This is a genomic window from Wolbachia endosymbiont of Drosophila willistoni, from assembly GCF_040084705.1.
GTDB classification, from domain to species: domain Bacteria; phylum Pseudomonadota; class Alphaproteobacteria; order Rickettsiales; family Anaplasmataceae; genus Wolbachia; species Wolbachia pipientis.
This window is the reverse complement of record NZ_CP157591.1, coordinates 328,523-343,026: the sequence shown is the minus strand read 5'-3', so window position 1 is coordinate 343,026 and position 14,504 is coordinate 328,523. Positions and strand designations below refer to the sequence as shown.

Here is a 14,504-nt window from a genome sequence, read left to right as displayed (position 1 = left end):
GTAATGTTACCAATCTTTCCTGTATATGTGAATTTTTATTAAACCTATTAGCTAATTACTTTTAGGCTTGACGCATAACTGTACGAACATTGCAATTTGCGTGGCAGATTCCAGTGCTTGACACACAGCTGTACAAACATTCATTTTTGAAGGTAAATTGCACAGCAAATGATGTCATTCAAGTAGCTGACACTGGTTCCTTTATGACGGCAGTGCCCAGAGGTGTCATCCCAGTCTGGGATCCAGAAAACTTAACTTTAAATAAGTGGCTGCATAATAAAGACTAGATTCCAGACTGGAATGACACCATAGAGGCACTGGGATGACATCCTTCCTAGTGGAGATTACTCTCAAATCACAATGTTCATACAATTGTGGGCTTAACGGTATCTTTGCAGATACTATGGTAATTTATTCGGGAGATTTGCTGAGCGGTAAGATTTTTCCTGATATGCTGCAGTCTTCAGAAGCTAATTCCACAAATTTATCTGTTAGTTTATCAGGTGACACCAATTCAGATCCAGGAAATGCCTGCTCACTACCCACAGGTCCTTCCGTGTATACAGCATTTACACATAATTTTGTATGTTTTGTCTCAGATGCATATATCTGCACCATTATTTCTAGTGCAACTTTACTTGCAGCATACGGCATCCAATATGGATAAGAGGAAGGAGAAAGTGTCACTTCTGAGGTCATGAATATCGCTCTTCCAGCATTAGACTTTTTTAGCATTGGATCTAAGTTTTTTAGTAAGTACCAATTGGCAGTAAAATTTGTATTCATTACGTTCTGTAGCTCTTCAATCTCACAGTCATGAATGGGGTTCAGTTTGCCTAAAATTCCAGCACACGCAACTAATATATCAAGTGCTCCAGATTCTGATAATTTCAGGCTTTCTATCATGTTTGTCAGTATCTTTACATTCTCAAAGTCTAAAAGATCAAGCTGAATTAGTTTCACAGAGCCTTCTTTAAATTCTTCAAGCTCTTCAATTTCATTATATAGTGGCTTGAGATTATCAAGAGATCTTGAAATCAGAATCACACATGCACCTTCTCTTATAAACCTTTTTGCAACAGCAGAGCCTACTCCACCTGAAGCTCCGGTGATTAAAGCTACTTTACCTTCTAACTTACCCATTTCTTTCTCCTTAGCGAGATTCATTGAAATATTTTAGCTGAAAATTGAATTTTGCTCCATATATAAAAATCAAACTTAGCATATAAAAAAATAGTAATGACACTACCACACCACCTAAACTTCCATATATCAAATCCAGTTGGTCAAAGGAAGCTTTTAAGTATTGCTTAAAAGCTGAAGCAGAAATCGTCCAAAGAATAACAGCTACACAAGATCCAGGAAATACGTCTGATAAATTTTGTTTTATGTTTGGCAACATAAAATATAGCCAAGAGACTACTGTGAAAAGTACAAATTCAATAAGTAAATACCTAGTATAACTTAGTCCCTGATAGGAAAAATCAATTAGCATTGGTACTAGTGTAGAAAACACTATAGTTAGAGTTATAATAAGCGTGATTACTAAAAATTGTAATATACTTAGTACTCTTCTTAATATATAAGGCGGCGAAACCGGAACTTTATAGGCCTTATTGAGTATTGTTCTAAGCCCTTCAATTGTCGATGAAGCGGTCCAAACAGCACCTACAATTGCTAAAGTTAGTAAGCTTTGCGGCGGGCCTGATATTATCTCCCTAATACGCGGCATCAAAGATGATAAAATATCCTGTGGCATGTTATCAATGATAAATACCCAGCCAATGTTGTACTGGTCTAAAAAATTTGCAAATGTTGACGCCACAGCCATTAAAACGATGAGAAAAGGAAATATTGATAACAGAATTAAAAATGATAAATACCCTGCATGCTCCACTCCATCATTATAAATTGTGTCAATCAAAGCACGATAAAGACAATAAACGATGCTGTAAAATTTCTGTGGCACTGTAATATAAACGAACCAAGAAAAGTATTCTAAATGAAATAAAGGATACTTTTAAGCAAAAAAATCCTCACCATTTACTTAAATTTAATCAAAATGGTAGATAATCCAGCATTAAATAGAAATTATCGGAGGCATAATGAAAAATTTTCTTCTACTTGTGGCATTAATTCTCTCCTTTGCATTTGATGCAAATGCTCCTCCTACTACTTTTGTTGATACAAATGATACAACATCATCGGTGATATGCAAGATAATAGGCTATACTCATGGCATAGGTGGACCAATGATCACAATAGTGATAATAGGTGCAGCGTTGCTTGCAATATTCGGCAGAATGCCGTGGCCAGCGCTTTTTGCACTCGGTGCATTTACTGCTGTGTTTTTTGGCGCTCCTGTAGTCGTTTCAAAAATAACACCAGGAGGTGTGATTTGTCAAAACGGTGCAGTAGCGAATAAGCCATAGAAATTATTGGAGGCATAATGAAAAATTTTCTTCTACTAGTGGCGTTAATTCTCTTCTTTGCATTTGATAATGCTTTTGCTAGCAGTGTTACTGATGACGCAACGTCAAATACAATATGCAAAATAGTAGGCTATACTCACGGCATAGGTGGACCGATGATCACAATAGTGATAATAGGTGCAGCTTTGCTTGCGATATTTGGCAGAATGCCATGGCCAGCGCTTTTTGCACTCGGTGCATTTACTGCTGTGTTTTTTGGTGCGCCTGTAGTTGTTTCAAAAATAGTACCAGGCGGTGTGATTTGTAAAAATGGTGCAACTGCTTGCCCTGATGGTAAAGTATGGAATGCAACAACAAATACATGCAACTAGGCACTAAAATTTCAGAAAAACATTAGCTAAATGGTGCTCCTTAAAGGAGCACCATTATTCCACAATTGTATAAATGTTGTCCAAGTGAATAACACTGAGATCCGGGAATTTTTATAAACTGATAGGATGACAAATTTACTAGAACCCTCACCATTTACTTAAATTTAATCAAAGCGATAGATAATCAAACATGAAACAGAAATTATAGGAGGCGTAATGAAAAATTTTCTTCTACTTGTGGCGTTAATTCTCTCCTTTGCGTTTGATGCAAATGCTAATACTAGTGGTGGCACCACCAACACCGTTTTTGTTGATGAAAGTGATATAACATCATCAGCGATATGCAAGATAATAGGCTATACTCACGGCATAGGTGGGCCGATGATCACAATAGTGATAATAGGTGCAGCTTTGCTTGCGATATTTGGCAGAATGCCATGGCCAGCGCTTTTTGCACTCGGTGCATTTACTGCTGTGTTTTTTGGCGCTCCTGTAGTCGTTTCAAAAATAACACCAGGAGGTGTGATTTGTGAAGACGGTGCAGTAGTGAATAATCCATAGAAATTATAGAAGGCGTAAACGTAGTTTTCTTTACTTGAAAGTGGTAAGTTTTACCACTTTCAGTGTCTATAACTACCTAATAAATTCTCTTTCTGTAATCATATCAGTTAAAGTCTGGATTCCAGCGCCACGCGCTAGAATGACAAGGCTGATCGTCATGTCACCGCGAACCGTCATACCGCGATTCATTCGCGGTATCTCAGCCGCTAACAAGTAGCGGGATGACGGTTGTCGTTTAGCCATAAATATTTAAGAAATTTACCAAACGAAAAAAAAGGCAAAAGAAGCCCTGGTCATTGTCTATTTTCAGTATTGGCGTTTTTTAAGTCTTAAACACTGCAATTTAGCTGCTTTTAAATGCAACTCACCTTAGTTTAAATGTTTAAGAAATTTACTAAGCAAAAAAAGGCAAAAGATATCCCGTATTAGCTAGTTGTCACTCTCTAATCCTGCAAATTGGCGTACTATACTGTCTTAAACGCTTTATAAGCGCGTTTCAGCTTATATAGGTAAAAACCCAGAAATGTTGTGAAGAAGTAAAGTGTGCATAGTGCAAAAAATTAAAAATAAGACGCCAATTACGTAATACTGTTGTCATTTAATCTGCACAGATGAAGATAACTGAACACCTTCAGTATCATGATAAGGGGGCTGGCGAGGTTTGTCAAGGAAGTTTTGCATTTAATTCATTTGATAATTCAAAAAACTTGAAAGAATAAAGATAGCTATTGAAATTATCTTGATTTACATCAGTTATCCAAGTTTGACATTGAATACTTAACACTTCCTCCATTAACGCCTTTCTGTAATGTTTATCCAGATGAGACATTATATCATCAAGTAGAAGAAGTGGTGCCTTATTGTAATGAATACACCTTGCTTTTACACTGGATAAAATAATAGAAAGCAGTAATAACTTTTGTTCTCCAGTGGAGCACAGATTTATTGGTACGTTTCTTTTTTGACAAAAAACCCGAAAATTATCGTTATGCACACCAAAGGTTACTCTACCAGTCAATGAATCTTTTTCTCTGTTTTCCTTTAGACGATTCTGAAAATATTCTGCAGTATCGTCCAAAGTTAGCTGGCTGCTGAATTTCAAACTTGCCTTCGGAAAAAACTCACTGGAATGGTTATCAATTGTGTCTTGTAGTGTCTTTAAAACAGACGATCGCATACGTAAAATACTAACTGCATTAACGGCCATTATGTTTTCAAGACTAGAGAGCCAATTTTCGTCCAAGGTGTTCTCTCTCAACAGTTTACTTCGCTCACGTTTAGCTTTTCTGTGTTTCATGTAGCAGCAAGTGTAATTTTCCTCAAACAGTGAGACTATACGGTCTAAAAATTTTAATCTGCCACTTGGAGAATTAAGAAGAACATAGTCCATTTGTGGAATCAGCCATATTACATTGGATATCTTATACAAAGATGAATAACTCGATTGCGTTTTTCCATCAATTTGTATTAGTTTCTTATCAAAACTCTTTGCGATACCAATTGAATTAAAATCCATTCCATTAAAAAAATCATAGTGCACTACCCAATCTTCATTACTGAATCTATTTTGTATCTCACTGGCTTTTGCTTTTTTCATTCCATTGCTTTTAGCAAGCAACGAGATTGCTTCAAGTATATTAGTTTTACCAATACCGTTTTTGCCAGTTATTACAACTGAGCTATCATCTGAATCCAGTTCAAAGTTTGAGTGGCTACGAAAATTATGTAATTTCAGCTTTTTTATGTAGCAATGGGTAGCCATTAACCTATTCTTTAGTTTATATTCTCTTTACTTCTTCCAGAACCTCATCAACATGTCCACTAACTTTTACATTTTTCCAGATCTTCACTATTTTACCTTTTTTATCTATTAAAAAAGTAGTGCGTTCTATTCCCATATACTTTTTGCCAAACATACTTTTCTCTACCCAAACACCATATTTTCCCAACATTTCAGCATTCTCATCAGAAACTAAAGAAAACGGCAGAGAATATTTTGCTTTGAAGTTAGTGTGACACTTAACACTATCTTTTGATACACCAATTATCACTGTGTCAAGGAAAGAAAAATCATCTATTTTATCTCTAAAGCCTTTTGCCTCCATTGTACAACCCGGAGTATCGTCTTTAGGATAAAAATAAAGAACTACATTTTTTTTATCAAAAAATTCACTCAGTGATAAATTTTCACCAGAATCTGCTGGCAAGCTAAAATCGGGTGCATTATTTCCTACTGCTAATTCCATACCTTGCTCCATTAATAACACTTCCACCTATAGTAGTATATTGTAGTCAGAGTATCAAATTTTATATATAGCTAACAGATAAGATTCTTGATGGGGGCTTATTGATGAATTTCTGCCTACCTTCTCGGCTTGCCGCTCTTGATAAAGTGTGGTTTTCGTCTGATGTAAGGCCATATCAAATAGATCCTATTAAAAATCAATCGAATCTTCACATGTTTGTTCTTCATAAAAGAAGTTCAATGTTATCGTAGTACCAAGTTTTGCTTCACTTTTAATGTCAAAAGTTCCACCCATTAACTCTACTAATTTCTTGCTTAGCGGCAATCCGATGCCCGTACCTTCGTTTCTATACCCCGAATCTGCTTGGCCAAAAACAGACATAACTTTATATATGTCCTGCTGCATTATTCCTATTCCATTGTCATGAAACTCAATAGTTAATAAGTTTTTTTCTATATTTTCTTTTATCACCATTCTTATTAAACCATCTTTGGGAGTAAACTTGATTGAGTTTGATAATAAATTTATTATAACTTGTTTCATTCTCTTGGAATCTGCAATGACTAATAATTGTTTATTAGTCATCTCTTTTTTTAAATTAATCCCGGCTTCTTTTAATTTAGGCAATAGCATATTTACACATGAATCTATTATTTTGTTCAGGTTAAACTTCACTTTTTCTACTGTTAAACTACTTGATTCAGCTTTTGAAAAATCTAACACATCATTAATTAAGGCAAGTAAGTGTGTCCCTGCATTATATATATCGTCTGCATACTCCTTGTATTGAGAGTTATCCATTGAACCTAAAGTTTCATTTTTGATCAACTCTGCAAATCCAATAATAGCATTAAGAGGTGTGCGTAATTCATGTGTAACGCTTGCAAAAAACTTTAGCTTGTTTGCATTTTCTTGCTCTAATGTCTCTTTTATCTGCTGTAATTCAATGTTAGTTTTATGTTGCTTGGCTAGCATTTGGGTATTAGAAAAGTGCAAATAGAACATTATTAATATTAAGATTATTAATAATAGGCCCAAAAATGTTAAAAACAGGCCATATGCTATAACATAAGAATTATTGTAGTTTCGAAGAATCTTCAAAAAAAACGACGGTTTAACGCTATTTTCATGGAATATAGGGAAAATAGAAGTTAATGTATTTCCTGTAGTATAAAATATTTCTTGGTTACTTAATAGTTTATCAATTTCATCGTTTGTAAGTAACTGTTCATAATCATAATCTTGAGTGTTAAAATTACTGAATATTATTCTGCCGTTTTGATCATACAGTATTAAGCTGAAATCCTTTACTTTGCTCACTGATTGTAATAATTCAGCACGTAGTTTTACTAGTTGGTTTATGTAGTCAAAATTTTTGTATTTAATGTGATGCTTTTCTATTAGTAAATAATGGTATTTTTTTATTATGCCATTTTCCAGTACGCTTTTTAAGTTTACACTTGAATCACGGTAAGAAGAAAGGAAATTACTCCTTAGTAAATGATTACAATATATCACACTGAATAAAATCATAAAGATCGATGAGAGTAATACAATAACTTTTGTGTATTTGTTTTTCTTCAACGCAGAAAACATCAATTTACCTAGCTTATACATATCCTTCTTATTGTGAAACAACGGTTTTTATGTTATTAATAATAAAATTTAGCATATAATATTTTATGACAATTTCTCCTATTTTGCCAGTTTATTCTCCTGTTAATATAAATTTTTCTCATGGCAAAGGTATCTACCTATATGATGTTGATGGTGAGCGCTACGTAGATTTTCACTCCGGAATAGCCGTTAGTAGCTTAGGTCACACTAATTCGCGATTAATTAGTGCTCTTAAATTGCAAGGAGAAAAATTATGGCATATATCAAATACCTATAATATACCTGCTGCCAATAATTTTGCAGAAAAATTAATAAACAATAGTTTCGCTGACACTGTATTTTTCTCAAATTCTGGATCAGAGGCAGTAGAATGTGGACTTAAGATTGCTAGGATCTATCAAAATGGAAAAGGCAATAAAAATCGTCACAGAATTTTAACATTTCATGGTGCATTTCATGGAAGAACCTTTTTAACTTGTGCTACAAACGATAAACAGAAATTTTCTGAATTACTAAATCCCTACATTGATTGGTGTGATAACATCGAGCCCAATATTGAGAGCGTAAAGAAAGCAATTTCAAGTGGTATAGGCGTTATATTAATAGAACCAATACAAGGGCAAGGTGGTATCAAAGTAATGAATGAAGTCTTTATGAAAGAACTAAGAAGGCTGTGTGATGAAAATGACATATTGTTATTTTTTGATTGCGTACAATGCGGTGCTGGTAGGACAGGAAAATTATTCGCATACGAACATATAGGAGTGGAACCTGATATATGTGCTCTTGCAAAGGGAATAGGCGGGGGGTTTCCGCTGGGGGCTTGTCTTGCAACTGAAAATGCTGCTAAATATATGGCGGTCGGTATGCACGGTTCCACTTTTGGTGGCAATCCGCTTGCAACCTCAGTAGGTAATGCTGTGCTCGAAGAATTGCTCAGCCCCGGCTTTTTGAAAAATGTTGAAATTAGAGGTAAATACTTAAAAAATAAACTAGAAGACTTAGCAAGTAAATTTCCAATAATAGAGGAAGTAAGAGGGAAAGGGTTAATGCTTGGAATAAAAGTGAAAGCAGACAATCAAAAGTTTGCAGAAGAGTTAAGTCATCGCGGCTTGCTTACTGTTGGGGTAACATCAGATAACGTTGTGAGAATTTTACCTCCACTCATTATCACTGAAAAAGAGATTGATGAAGGCATCGAGATTTTGACTCAATATTTATCTGAGAAATCTTCTGATTAGATACTTGCATTAATATGAACGACAATCTGGTATGCTTAGGAATTATTACCTCTCCTCACGGAATTAAAGGAGCTGTTAAAGTAAAAACCTTTACTGAAAAGCCTGAAAATATCTCCTTATATGGTAAGCTAATAAGTGGTGATGAGAATTATAAAATAGACTCAGTATCCGTCATAGGTGATAATTTAGTAATAGCTACAATAAGCGGAGTAAATTCCCGTAATGAAGCAGAGCTTTTAAGGAATAAGAAGCTATATATAGAAAGAAGCAAGTTACCAGAGCTAAATGATGAGGATGAATTTTACCAAAGTGACCTTGTAGATATGGAAGTAAGGCTGAAAAGTAATGAATTATATGGCTATGTAAAATCTGTGTATAATTTCGGCTCAGGGGATATATTAGAAATTTTAGTTATCAGCACAAAAAAACGTATTATGCTGTCTTTCACTAAAGAGATATTTCCACATATAAATATAAAGGGGAGGTATATAGTATTAAATATACCAGAATTTATTGACTAATAAAGACTTTGATATTTATATAAAGCTATTTATAATTATAAGATCAAATTGAAAATGTAATTATGGCAGAAAGAGCTAACGATATCAGACCAGGTCAGGTGTTGGAACATAACGGCGGATTATTTTTGGTTGTAGGTATTATGCATACTCAACCTGGTAAAGGTGGTGCATACATACAAGCCGAAATGAAAAACATCAAAACCGGAGCAAAACACTATGAAAGATTTCGTTCTGATGCAACAATCAGAAGGGCAATTTTAGATGAAGAGGAATATGTTTACCTTTTCACTGAAGGAAACATTGTAAATCTTATGCATCCAAGTAATTACGAGCAAATCACTATAAATTTGGACTTATTGGGAGAAAAAAAAATTTATTTACAGGATAACATGAAAATTAAAGTTGTAGCTTATCAAGACAAAATAATTTCTGCGCATGTGCCTGATTATGTTACACTTGCTGTGAAAGAAACAGAGTCTGTTATTAAAGGACAAACTGCTACTGCTTCTTATAAGCCTGCAATTTTGGAAAACGGAATGCGCGTTAACGTGCCTCAATTTATAAAAGAAGAGGATAAAATTGTAGTATATACTCCAGGTGACAGCTATTATGAAAGAGTGAAAGAGTAAAAGGAAGAATGTCCCTCTCATCACCACGAATTAATGTGATGCTTGATTCTGTGCGTAATGCTTCCAAGCAGCTTATGCGCGATTTTAATGAATTGCAAATTTCTAATGTTAAATCAGCAGACTTTATTAATAAAACTTATTCAAAATCCAAGCAAACCATATACGATTGCTTGCACGACTACAAACGAGACTATGGTTTTATTTTTGAAGATGATACTGATCAAGAAGTAAAAGATAACACTTATACCTGGTTTATTATGCCTATAGAGGGCAGGGAGAACTTTTCTAGTTGCATGGTTTATTTTGCAGTATCAGTCTGTCTCATTCATAAAAATAAAGTTGTGGCAGCTGTAATTGATGCTCCGGCTCTTAGAGAAACTTTTTGGGCAGAAGAAAAGAAAGGTGCTTTTCTTGAGGATTTTAGATCTCGTCATGTAAAAATGCGAGTGAAAAGCCGTGAAGGGGGTCTAATAGATGTAAGTGGTAATTTGTTAAATAAATTGCTGCCTGGCAATAGTAATGTACGCTCCATAGGTTCAACAATTTTAGGCTTTGCATACCTTGCGGCAGGAAGGCACAGTGGAATAATTTACTCTGGAGTTAACAAATATAAAGCCTTGCTCGGTAGACTTTTTCTGCAAGAAAGCGGTGGAAGGCTAACGGAAGACAACGGGCTAATCATTGCTGGAGATATAAAACTATAGCTAAAGTAATTTATGTTTACCTACAATTTGATAAGCGTAAAACTCGTCATTCCGCTACTTGTTAGCGGAATCCATGCTGAGATACCGCGAATAAATCGCGGTATGACGTAGGGCTGTACTAGCTATAGCATAAACAGGCTACAGAGATAGACAACTTTTCGAAAACTTTTACAAGAGATTCTGTTAAATGCTCTATCATTTCATCGGTATGATAAGGTGTAGGGGTAATACGGAAACGCTCAGTTCCTCTTGGAACTGTCGGGTAATTTATATGTTGAACATATATTCCATACTCATCAAATAATAATTTTGATGCTTTTTTGGATAACTCTGAGTTGCCAATTATTATTGGAATTATATGAGTTTCTGTTGGAATGAAGTTAATTCCTGCATTTCTCAGTGAGTTTTTTACTTTTTCAACGACTTGCTTTTGCTTTTCCCTTTCAATGTTGCTCGATTTTAGGTGCTCAACGCTTGCCTTTGCTGCCGCTGCTAAAACAGGCGACATAGCAGTGGTAAAAATAAATCCTGGAGCGGAACTTCTTATTACATCTACCAAGCTCTTTGAAGACGCTATATACCCACCCATCACTCCAAAAGCCTTTGATAGTGTACCTTGAATAACGGTTATTCTATCCATCAGACCTTCTCTTTCTGCAATTCCGCCACCATGTGAACCATACATGCCAACTGCGTGCACCTCATCCAAATAGGTAATTGCATTATGTTGATCTGCCAGGTCGCATATTTCTTTAAGCGGAGCTACATCACCATCCATTGAATATACGGATTCAAGTGCTATTATTTTTGGTGTCTTTTTGTCTATAGACTTGAGTAACTGCTCTAGATGATTAACATCATTGTGTTTAAATATATGTTTTGGCCTTTTTCCTGATTTTATGCCTTCTATCATCGAAGAATGGTTCTTCTCGTCTGAAAAAATTACTACGCCCGGAATAACAGACGATAAAGTGCTAAGTGTTGTCTGGTTAGCGAGGTAGCCACAAGCAAAAGTTAAAGCAGCCTCTTTTTTATGCAAACAAGCTAAGGATTTTTCAAGTTCAACAACCTCTTTTGTTGTACCAGATATATTTCTTGTTCCTCCAGCACCAACAGATGAATTTTGGATAGCGGCAATTACACTCTCATTTTGTGACATTCCCAAATAGTTATTACTGCACCAGACTATTACTTCCCTATTTCTTTCATAGTCCATAATGTGGGGGAGCCTACCTGGTAATGACGCAAAGTGCGTAAATTCACGGTAGCGCCCCTCATCTTTTATATCTTTTATTTTATTCAAGAATATTTCTTCGTAGTTTACCAAGTCCTTATTTACCGATAATTAACATAATTATAATAAATTATTAAATGGTAAACTACTATATTTATTATACATGTACGGCAGTAGGTACTTTCCCCGTGTTGAAAGGTTTGTCAACCTTGTTGTTTTCAACTTGGCTTTTAGGTGTACAGCAGTATATAATTGCAACGGCAACCAGACAACAAGCTCCAACTGCTATTCCTGCAGCTAGCATTTCCAAATAAACTGCAATAGCTACTCCTGAAACAACTCCAGCTACTGCTAACGTCCATGTAGCTATGGTAGGCCACTTACTCTTTTGCGTATTTTGTGTTGCAGTAATAGAGGTTGATTGATTGTTTATAGCACTAGTTTTTTCTACTGCTGCAGGCTTTTCCTTACTGTTAATAACACCTCCAATTGTAGACACATTGTCAGCATTCGAAGAAACTTCACTTACCCCCAACTTCTTTTCACAACCCGTAATTTCTGGAGTTGTGGTAAGTGTACTATTGCTTCCGGTATTATTAGAACTTGTAGATTGGTCTCCTGAATTTGGCAAATCGTTGTTCAGTGAAATATTAACATTACCTTGTTTTGTATTATGGTTTTTAATTTCTTTTTTAATTTCTTCTACTTTACCCTTAAAGGGACCGTCTTTATTTTTTACATATTGTAGTACAAGAGTAGGAGAGTTACTTTTTAGAATATTTCCGAGTTCTTCTCTTGAGTTAGTACTGGTTTTGCTTATAAGTCCATCAATCTTTTTCTTAACAGGACTGGCAAGTTGCTTAACACCTTTTTTTCCGCTGCCTTTTTTGATTTCACCCTCCTCAAAACTATTAATTAAAGGCTCCTGCGTTGAAACCCCTGTGTTATTTAAGATAGCATTTTCTTCCTCCCCTGCAAGAACATTTTTTTCTGTCTGTTGACTGCCAGCACTTTTGGATTTTGGGTTTCTTTGACTGCTTGGTTGATTGTTATTCTCTTCATTTACTACAGCCGTATCGCCTTTTATAACAGGTGATACTGCATTATCACTGCTGCTTCTTTTATTAACTTGTGTATTCGCTTGTGTCTGTATATTTGCTTTACTGGAAGTATTGATTAATTTACTACTTTCTAACAAATTTCTAATTAGATATAGATGACTCAAAGTATCTCTATTTTTTTGATACTCATTACGAGTCATACTTGGAGAAAGTTCCATACTTATTTTTTCAAGCTGTTCTGCAATTACTGGTAAAGCTTTCTCAAATTCTTCCTTGCATATTGCCTGAAGAGCTGCGAATTTTAGGTCAACATGCTGACATAAGGGTACAACAACTCCATAACTAGCTTCTTTTATTGCATTTCTCAGTATATTTTGTATGGTTTGCCTGACTACTTGCTGTTTATTATTGAGTATGCTTTGATAAATTTGAACATGAGCTAGAACACTGACTATAATCTCTTGACTTTCAGTATTAGACAATGCAATCAGAATTGATTCATATATTTCATCAAACTCGTTGTTTTTAGATTTATGATCAAGATAATTAATAACATCATTGCTGCATTTAGCACATTTTTCACACAAGTGCTCGATAAATGCAATATTACCAGCATCCAATGCAGTTTTCAGAATTAAATCATAAATTTCTTTTCTGCCACGAGCTCCTATGTTTTTCAGGATTTGTTGCCTTAGTATTGTAATAACTTTATCATCTGCAAATGCTTGTTCATATACATCGTAAATGGCACGATTTGCACTATTAGTGTATCGTTTGCACAGGTATTCAATGACAGATGTGTGTTCCTGGCTTATCGCAGTTTCTAACAAGGTAGCAAAGCTCTTTTTTAATAACTCTTCTGTTGAGGCTTTTTTAGTTAGCTTATTAATATATCCTTCAAATGCATCTAGCACTATCGTGATGAATTCTTCATTTTTGATCAGAGATGCTGTTTCAAGCGCACCATACAAAGGATTAGGTTTACTTGTTTTTAACACCTGTCCAAAATCTCTTAAAACGTATTCGACAAAAACTGTCTCTAGTAATTCTTGCTCTTTTCTTAGTGCTATAACTGAGAAAAAGTCAATCTTATTAGGTTCGACAAGTTGTATAGCTTGACCTTTTAATCTTCCATAAACTCTATCAGTATCATGGAATTTTTCTATAAAAGCTTCAATATATTTTTGACCACCAACAAGTACAGGTAAAAGACTTAAATTTTCTTCAGCAAAAAGAAAATCCTGATATTGCTCTACTAGCTTGTCATTAGCTGCAATTGCCAATAATACCAATTCTTTTACTGAATAATCACACTCAAAATTCTCCTGATCAAATTTATACTGTGATAGTACATTTGAGTATATATGTTGATGATCGCTTCTATCTTGTAAATCTAAGTTAAGTTGTTGCTCACAAAAACTCTTTAAATTTACATTATCCAGCGTAATAGACCTGCCTTCATAATCTTCAATATTTTGTACAACCTTGTCTAGTTCTTCACAATTATCTTCTTGTATAGCTTGATTTAGGATATTTGTTATTTCAGCGAAAGTTAAACTTTTAGGAATGGTATCAAATGAACCTTCATCTTTTGATTCTACGGTAAACGACCTATCACAACCATCAGGAAAGTTTGCAAGTATTGCATTCTCTAAACTTAGATCTTCAGAGGGTGTGCTACATGGAGTAGCTGGTATCTCTTGACTTTCGCTATCTAACACTTCAAACTCTTCTTCAATACCTGAATCTTCAGAATCTGGTTTTTCAAAACCATGGCAACTTTTGATTAATCTTTCAGAATTTGATTGGCCCTGTGAAGTTGTATCCTGTGATACAAAGTCTCTAAAATTGGAACCAAACATGTTTTACCTCCTAACTAGCAGCTAA

General features: G+C 34.9%; 15 protein-coding genes. 8 read left to right on the top strand and 7 right to left on the bottom strand.

The window, feature by feature from the left end; translation table 11 throughout:
- The first annotated feature begins 113 nt into the window (after positions 1-113).
- Positions 114-287, top strand: a complete 174-nt coding sequence (locus ABL518_RS01845) for a hypothetical protein (protein WP_167471214.1) — start codon at positions 114-116, stop codon at positions 285-287.
- A gap of 124 nt (positions 288-411) precedes the next feature.
- On the opposite strand, the gene ABL518_RS01840 is transcribed toward ABL518_RS01845, so the two are convergent.
- Positions 412-1,167 carry an SDR family oxidoreductase gene (locus tag ABL518_RS01840; RefSeq protein WP_022626173.1) on the bottom strand — a complete coding sequence of 252 codons (756 nt, stop codon included), beginning with the start codon at positions 1,165-1,167 and terminating at the stop codon, positions 412-414.
- Complete coding sequence (locus tag ABL518_RS01835) at positions 1,154-1,969, bottom strand: YihY/virulence factor BrkB family protein (protein WP_095742838.1); 816 nt, start codon at positions 1,967-1,969, stop codon at positions 1,154-1,156. Before ABL518_RS01835 ends, ABL518_RS01840 begins: the two co-directional genes overlap by 14 nt.
- Positions 1,970-2,105: 136 nt before the next feature.
- Between ABL518_RS01835 and ABL518_RS01830 the strand changes: the two genes are divergently transcribed.
- The 3 genes from ABL518_RS01830 (at position 2,106) to ABL518_RS01820 (ending at position 3,364) form a co-directional block, all read left to right on the top strand.
- Complete coding sequence (locus ABL518_RS01830) at positions 2,106-2,432, top strand: TrbC/VirB2 family protein (RefSeq protein WP_010081966.1); 327 nt, start codon at positions 2,106-2,108, stop codon at positions 2,430-2,432.
- 17 nt (positions 2,433-2,449) lie between these two features.
- Positions 2,450-2,803, top strand: coding sequence for a TrbC/VirB2 family protein (locus ABL518_RS01825; protein ID WP_010081965.1), 354 nt, complete (start codon positions 2,450-2,452; stop codon positions 2,801-2,803).
- Between the two features lie 216 nt (positions 2,804-3,019).
- Entirely contained in the window at positions 3,020-3,364 is a 345-nt protein-coding gene (locus tag ABL518_RS01820; protein WP_010081964.1) for a TrbC/VirB2 family protein, read from the top strand.
- 664 nt (positions 3,365-4,028) lie between these two features.
- On the opposite strand, the gene recF is transcribed toward ABL518_RS01820, so the two are convergent.
- The 3 genes from recF to ABL518_RS01805 all read right to left on the bottom strand — a co-directional run bounded on the left by recF (position 4,029) and on the right by ABL518_RS01805 (position 7,227).
- Positions 4,029-5,126, bottom strand: coding sequence for a DNA replication/repair protein RecF (gene recF / locus ABL518_RS01815; RefSeq protein ID WP_095742836.1), 1,098 nt, complete (start codon positions 5,124-5,126; stop codon positions 4,029-4,031).
- A gap of 16 nt (positions 5,127-5,142) precedes the next feature.
- Positions 5,143-5,610, bottom strand: a complete 468-nt coding sequence (gene bcp, locus ABL518_RS01810) for a thioredoxin-dependent thiol peroxidase (protein ID WP_010963157.1) — start codon at positions 5,608-5,610, stop codon at positions 5,143-5,145.
- Positions 5,611-5,799: 189 nt separating this feature from the next.
- On the bottom strand, positions 5,800-7,227 hold the full coding sequence (locus tag ABL518_RS01805) for a sensor histidine kinase (RefSeq protein ID WP_095742835.1): 1,428 nt from the start codon (positions 7,225-7,227) through the stop codon (positions 5,800-5,802).
- A gap of 65 nt (positions 7,228-7,292) precedes the next feature.
- Here ABL518_RS01805 and ABL518_RS01800 point away from each other — a divergent pair, with 65 nt between their 5' ends.
- From ABL518_RS01800 to ABL518_RS01785, 4 genes are all read left to right on the top strand, one after another.
- Entirely contained in the window at positions 7,293-8,468 is a 1,176-nt protein-coding gene (locus tag ABL518_RS01800) for an aspartate aminotransferase family protein (protein ID WP_010963155.1), read from the top strand.
- Between the two features lie 14 nt (positions 8,469-8,482).
- Positions 8,483-8,989, top strand: coding sequence for a ribosome maturation factor RimM (gene rimM / locus ABL518_RS01795; protein WP_006279718.1), 507 nt, complete (start codon positions 8,483-8,485; stop codon positions 8,987-8,989).
- Between the two features lie 62 nt (positions 8,990-9,051).
- A complete protein-coding gene (gene efp, locus ABL518_RS01790; protein WP_006279719.1) occupies positions 9,052-9,618 on the top strand; it encodes an elongation factor P in 567 nt (188 codons plus the stop codon).
- An 8-nt stretch (positions 9,619-9,626) separates the two neighbouring features.
- Complete coding sequence (locus tag ABL518_RS01785) at positions 9,627-10,322, top strand: inositol monophosphatase family protein (RefSeq protein WP_006279720.1); 696 nt, start codon at positions 9,627-9,629, stop codon at positions 10,320-10,322.
- Between the two features lie 118 nt (positions 10,323-10,440).
- Here the strand turns inward: ABL518_RS01785 and hemA are convergent, their stop codons facing one another.
- Both hemA and ABL518_RS01775 read right to left on the bottom strand, forming a co-directional pair.
- Positions 10,441-11,649 carry a 5-aminolevulinate synthase gene (gene hemA, locus ABL518_RS01780; protein WP_006279721.1) on the bottom strand — a complete coding sequence of 403 codons (1,209 nt, stop codon included), beginning with the start codon at positions 11,647-11,649 and terminating at the stop codon, positions 10,441-10,443.
- A gap of 64 nt (positions 11,650-11,713) precedes the next feature.
- Positions 11,714-14,479 carry a hypothetical protein gene (locus ABL518_RS01775; protein WP_348994384.1) on the bottom strand — a complete coding sequence of 922 codons (2,766 nt, stop codon included), beginning with the start codon at positions 14,477-14,479 and terminating at the stop codon, positions 11,714-11,716.
- Between the last annotated feature and the right edge of the window lie 25 nt (positions 14,480-14,504).

Bases quoted from the DNA above. Each gene is read 5' to 3' on its own strand.
- ABL518_RS01820 (WP_010081964.1), top strand. From the start codon at position 3,020: ATGAAAAATTTTCTTCTACTTGTGGCGTTAATTCTCTCCTTTGCGTTT.
- ABL518_RS01805 (WP_095742835.1), bottom strand. From the start codon at position 7,227: ATGTATAAGCTAGGTAAATTGATGTTTTCTGCGTTGAAGAAAAACAAA.
- ABL518_RS01840 (WP_022626173.1), bottom strand. From the start codon at position 1,167: ATGAATCTCGCTAAGGAGAAAGAAATGGGTAAGTTAGAAGGTAAAGTA.
- rimM (WP_006279718.1), top strand. From the start codon at position 8,483: ATGAACGACAATCTGGTATGCTTAGGAATTATTACCTCTCCTCACGGA.
- ABL518_RS01800 (WP_010963155.1), top strand. From the start codon at position 7,293: ATGACAATTTCTCCTATTTTGCCAGTTTATTCTCCTGTTAATATAAAT.
- ABL518_RS01775 (WP_348994384.1), bottom strand. From the start codon at position 14,479: ATGTTTGGTTCCAATTTTAGAGACTTTGTATCACAGGATACAACTTCA.
- bcp (WP_010963157.1), bottom strand. From the start codon at position 5,610: ATGGAATTAGCAGTAGGAAATAATGCACCCGATTTTAGCTTGCCAGCA.
- recF (WP_095742836.1), bottom strand. From the start codon at position 5,126: ATGGCTACCCATTGCTACATAAAAAAGCTGAAATTACATAATTTTCGT.
- ABL518_RS01785 (WP_006279720.1), top strand. From the start codon at position 9,627: ATGTCCCTCTCATCACCACGAATTAATGTGATGCTTGATTCTGTGCGT.
- ABL518_RS01825 (WP_010081965.1), top strand. From the start codon at position 2,450: ATGAAAAATTTTCTTCTACTAGTGGCGTTAATTCTCTTCTTTGCATTT.
- efp (WP_006279719.1), top strand. From the start codon at position 9,052: ATGGCAGAAAGAGCTAACGATATCAGACCAGGTCAGGTGTTGGAACAT.
- ABL518_RS01830 (WP_010081966.1), top strand. From the start codon at position 2,106: ATGAAAAATTTTCTTCTACTTGTGGCATTAATTCTCTCCTTTGCATTT.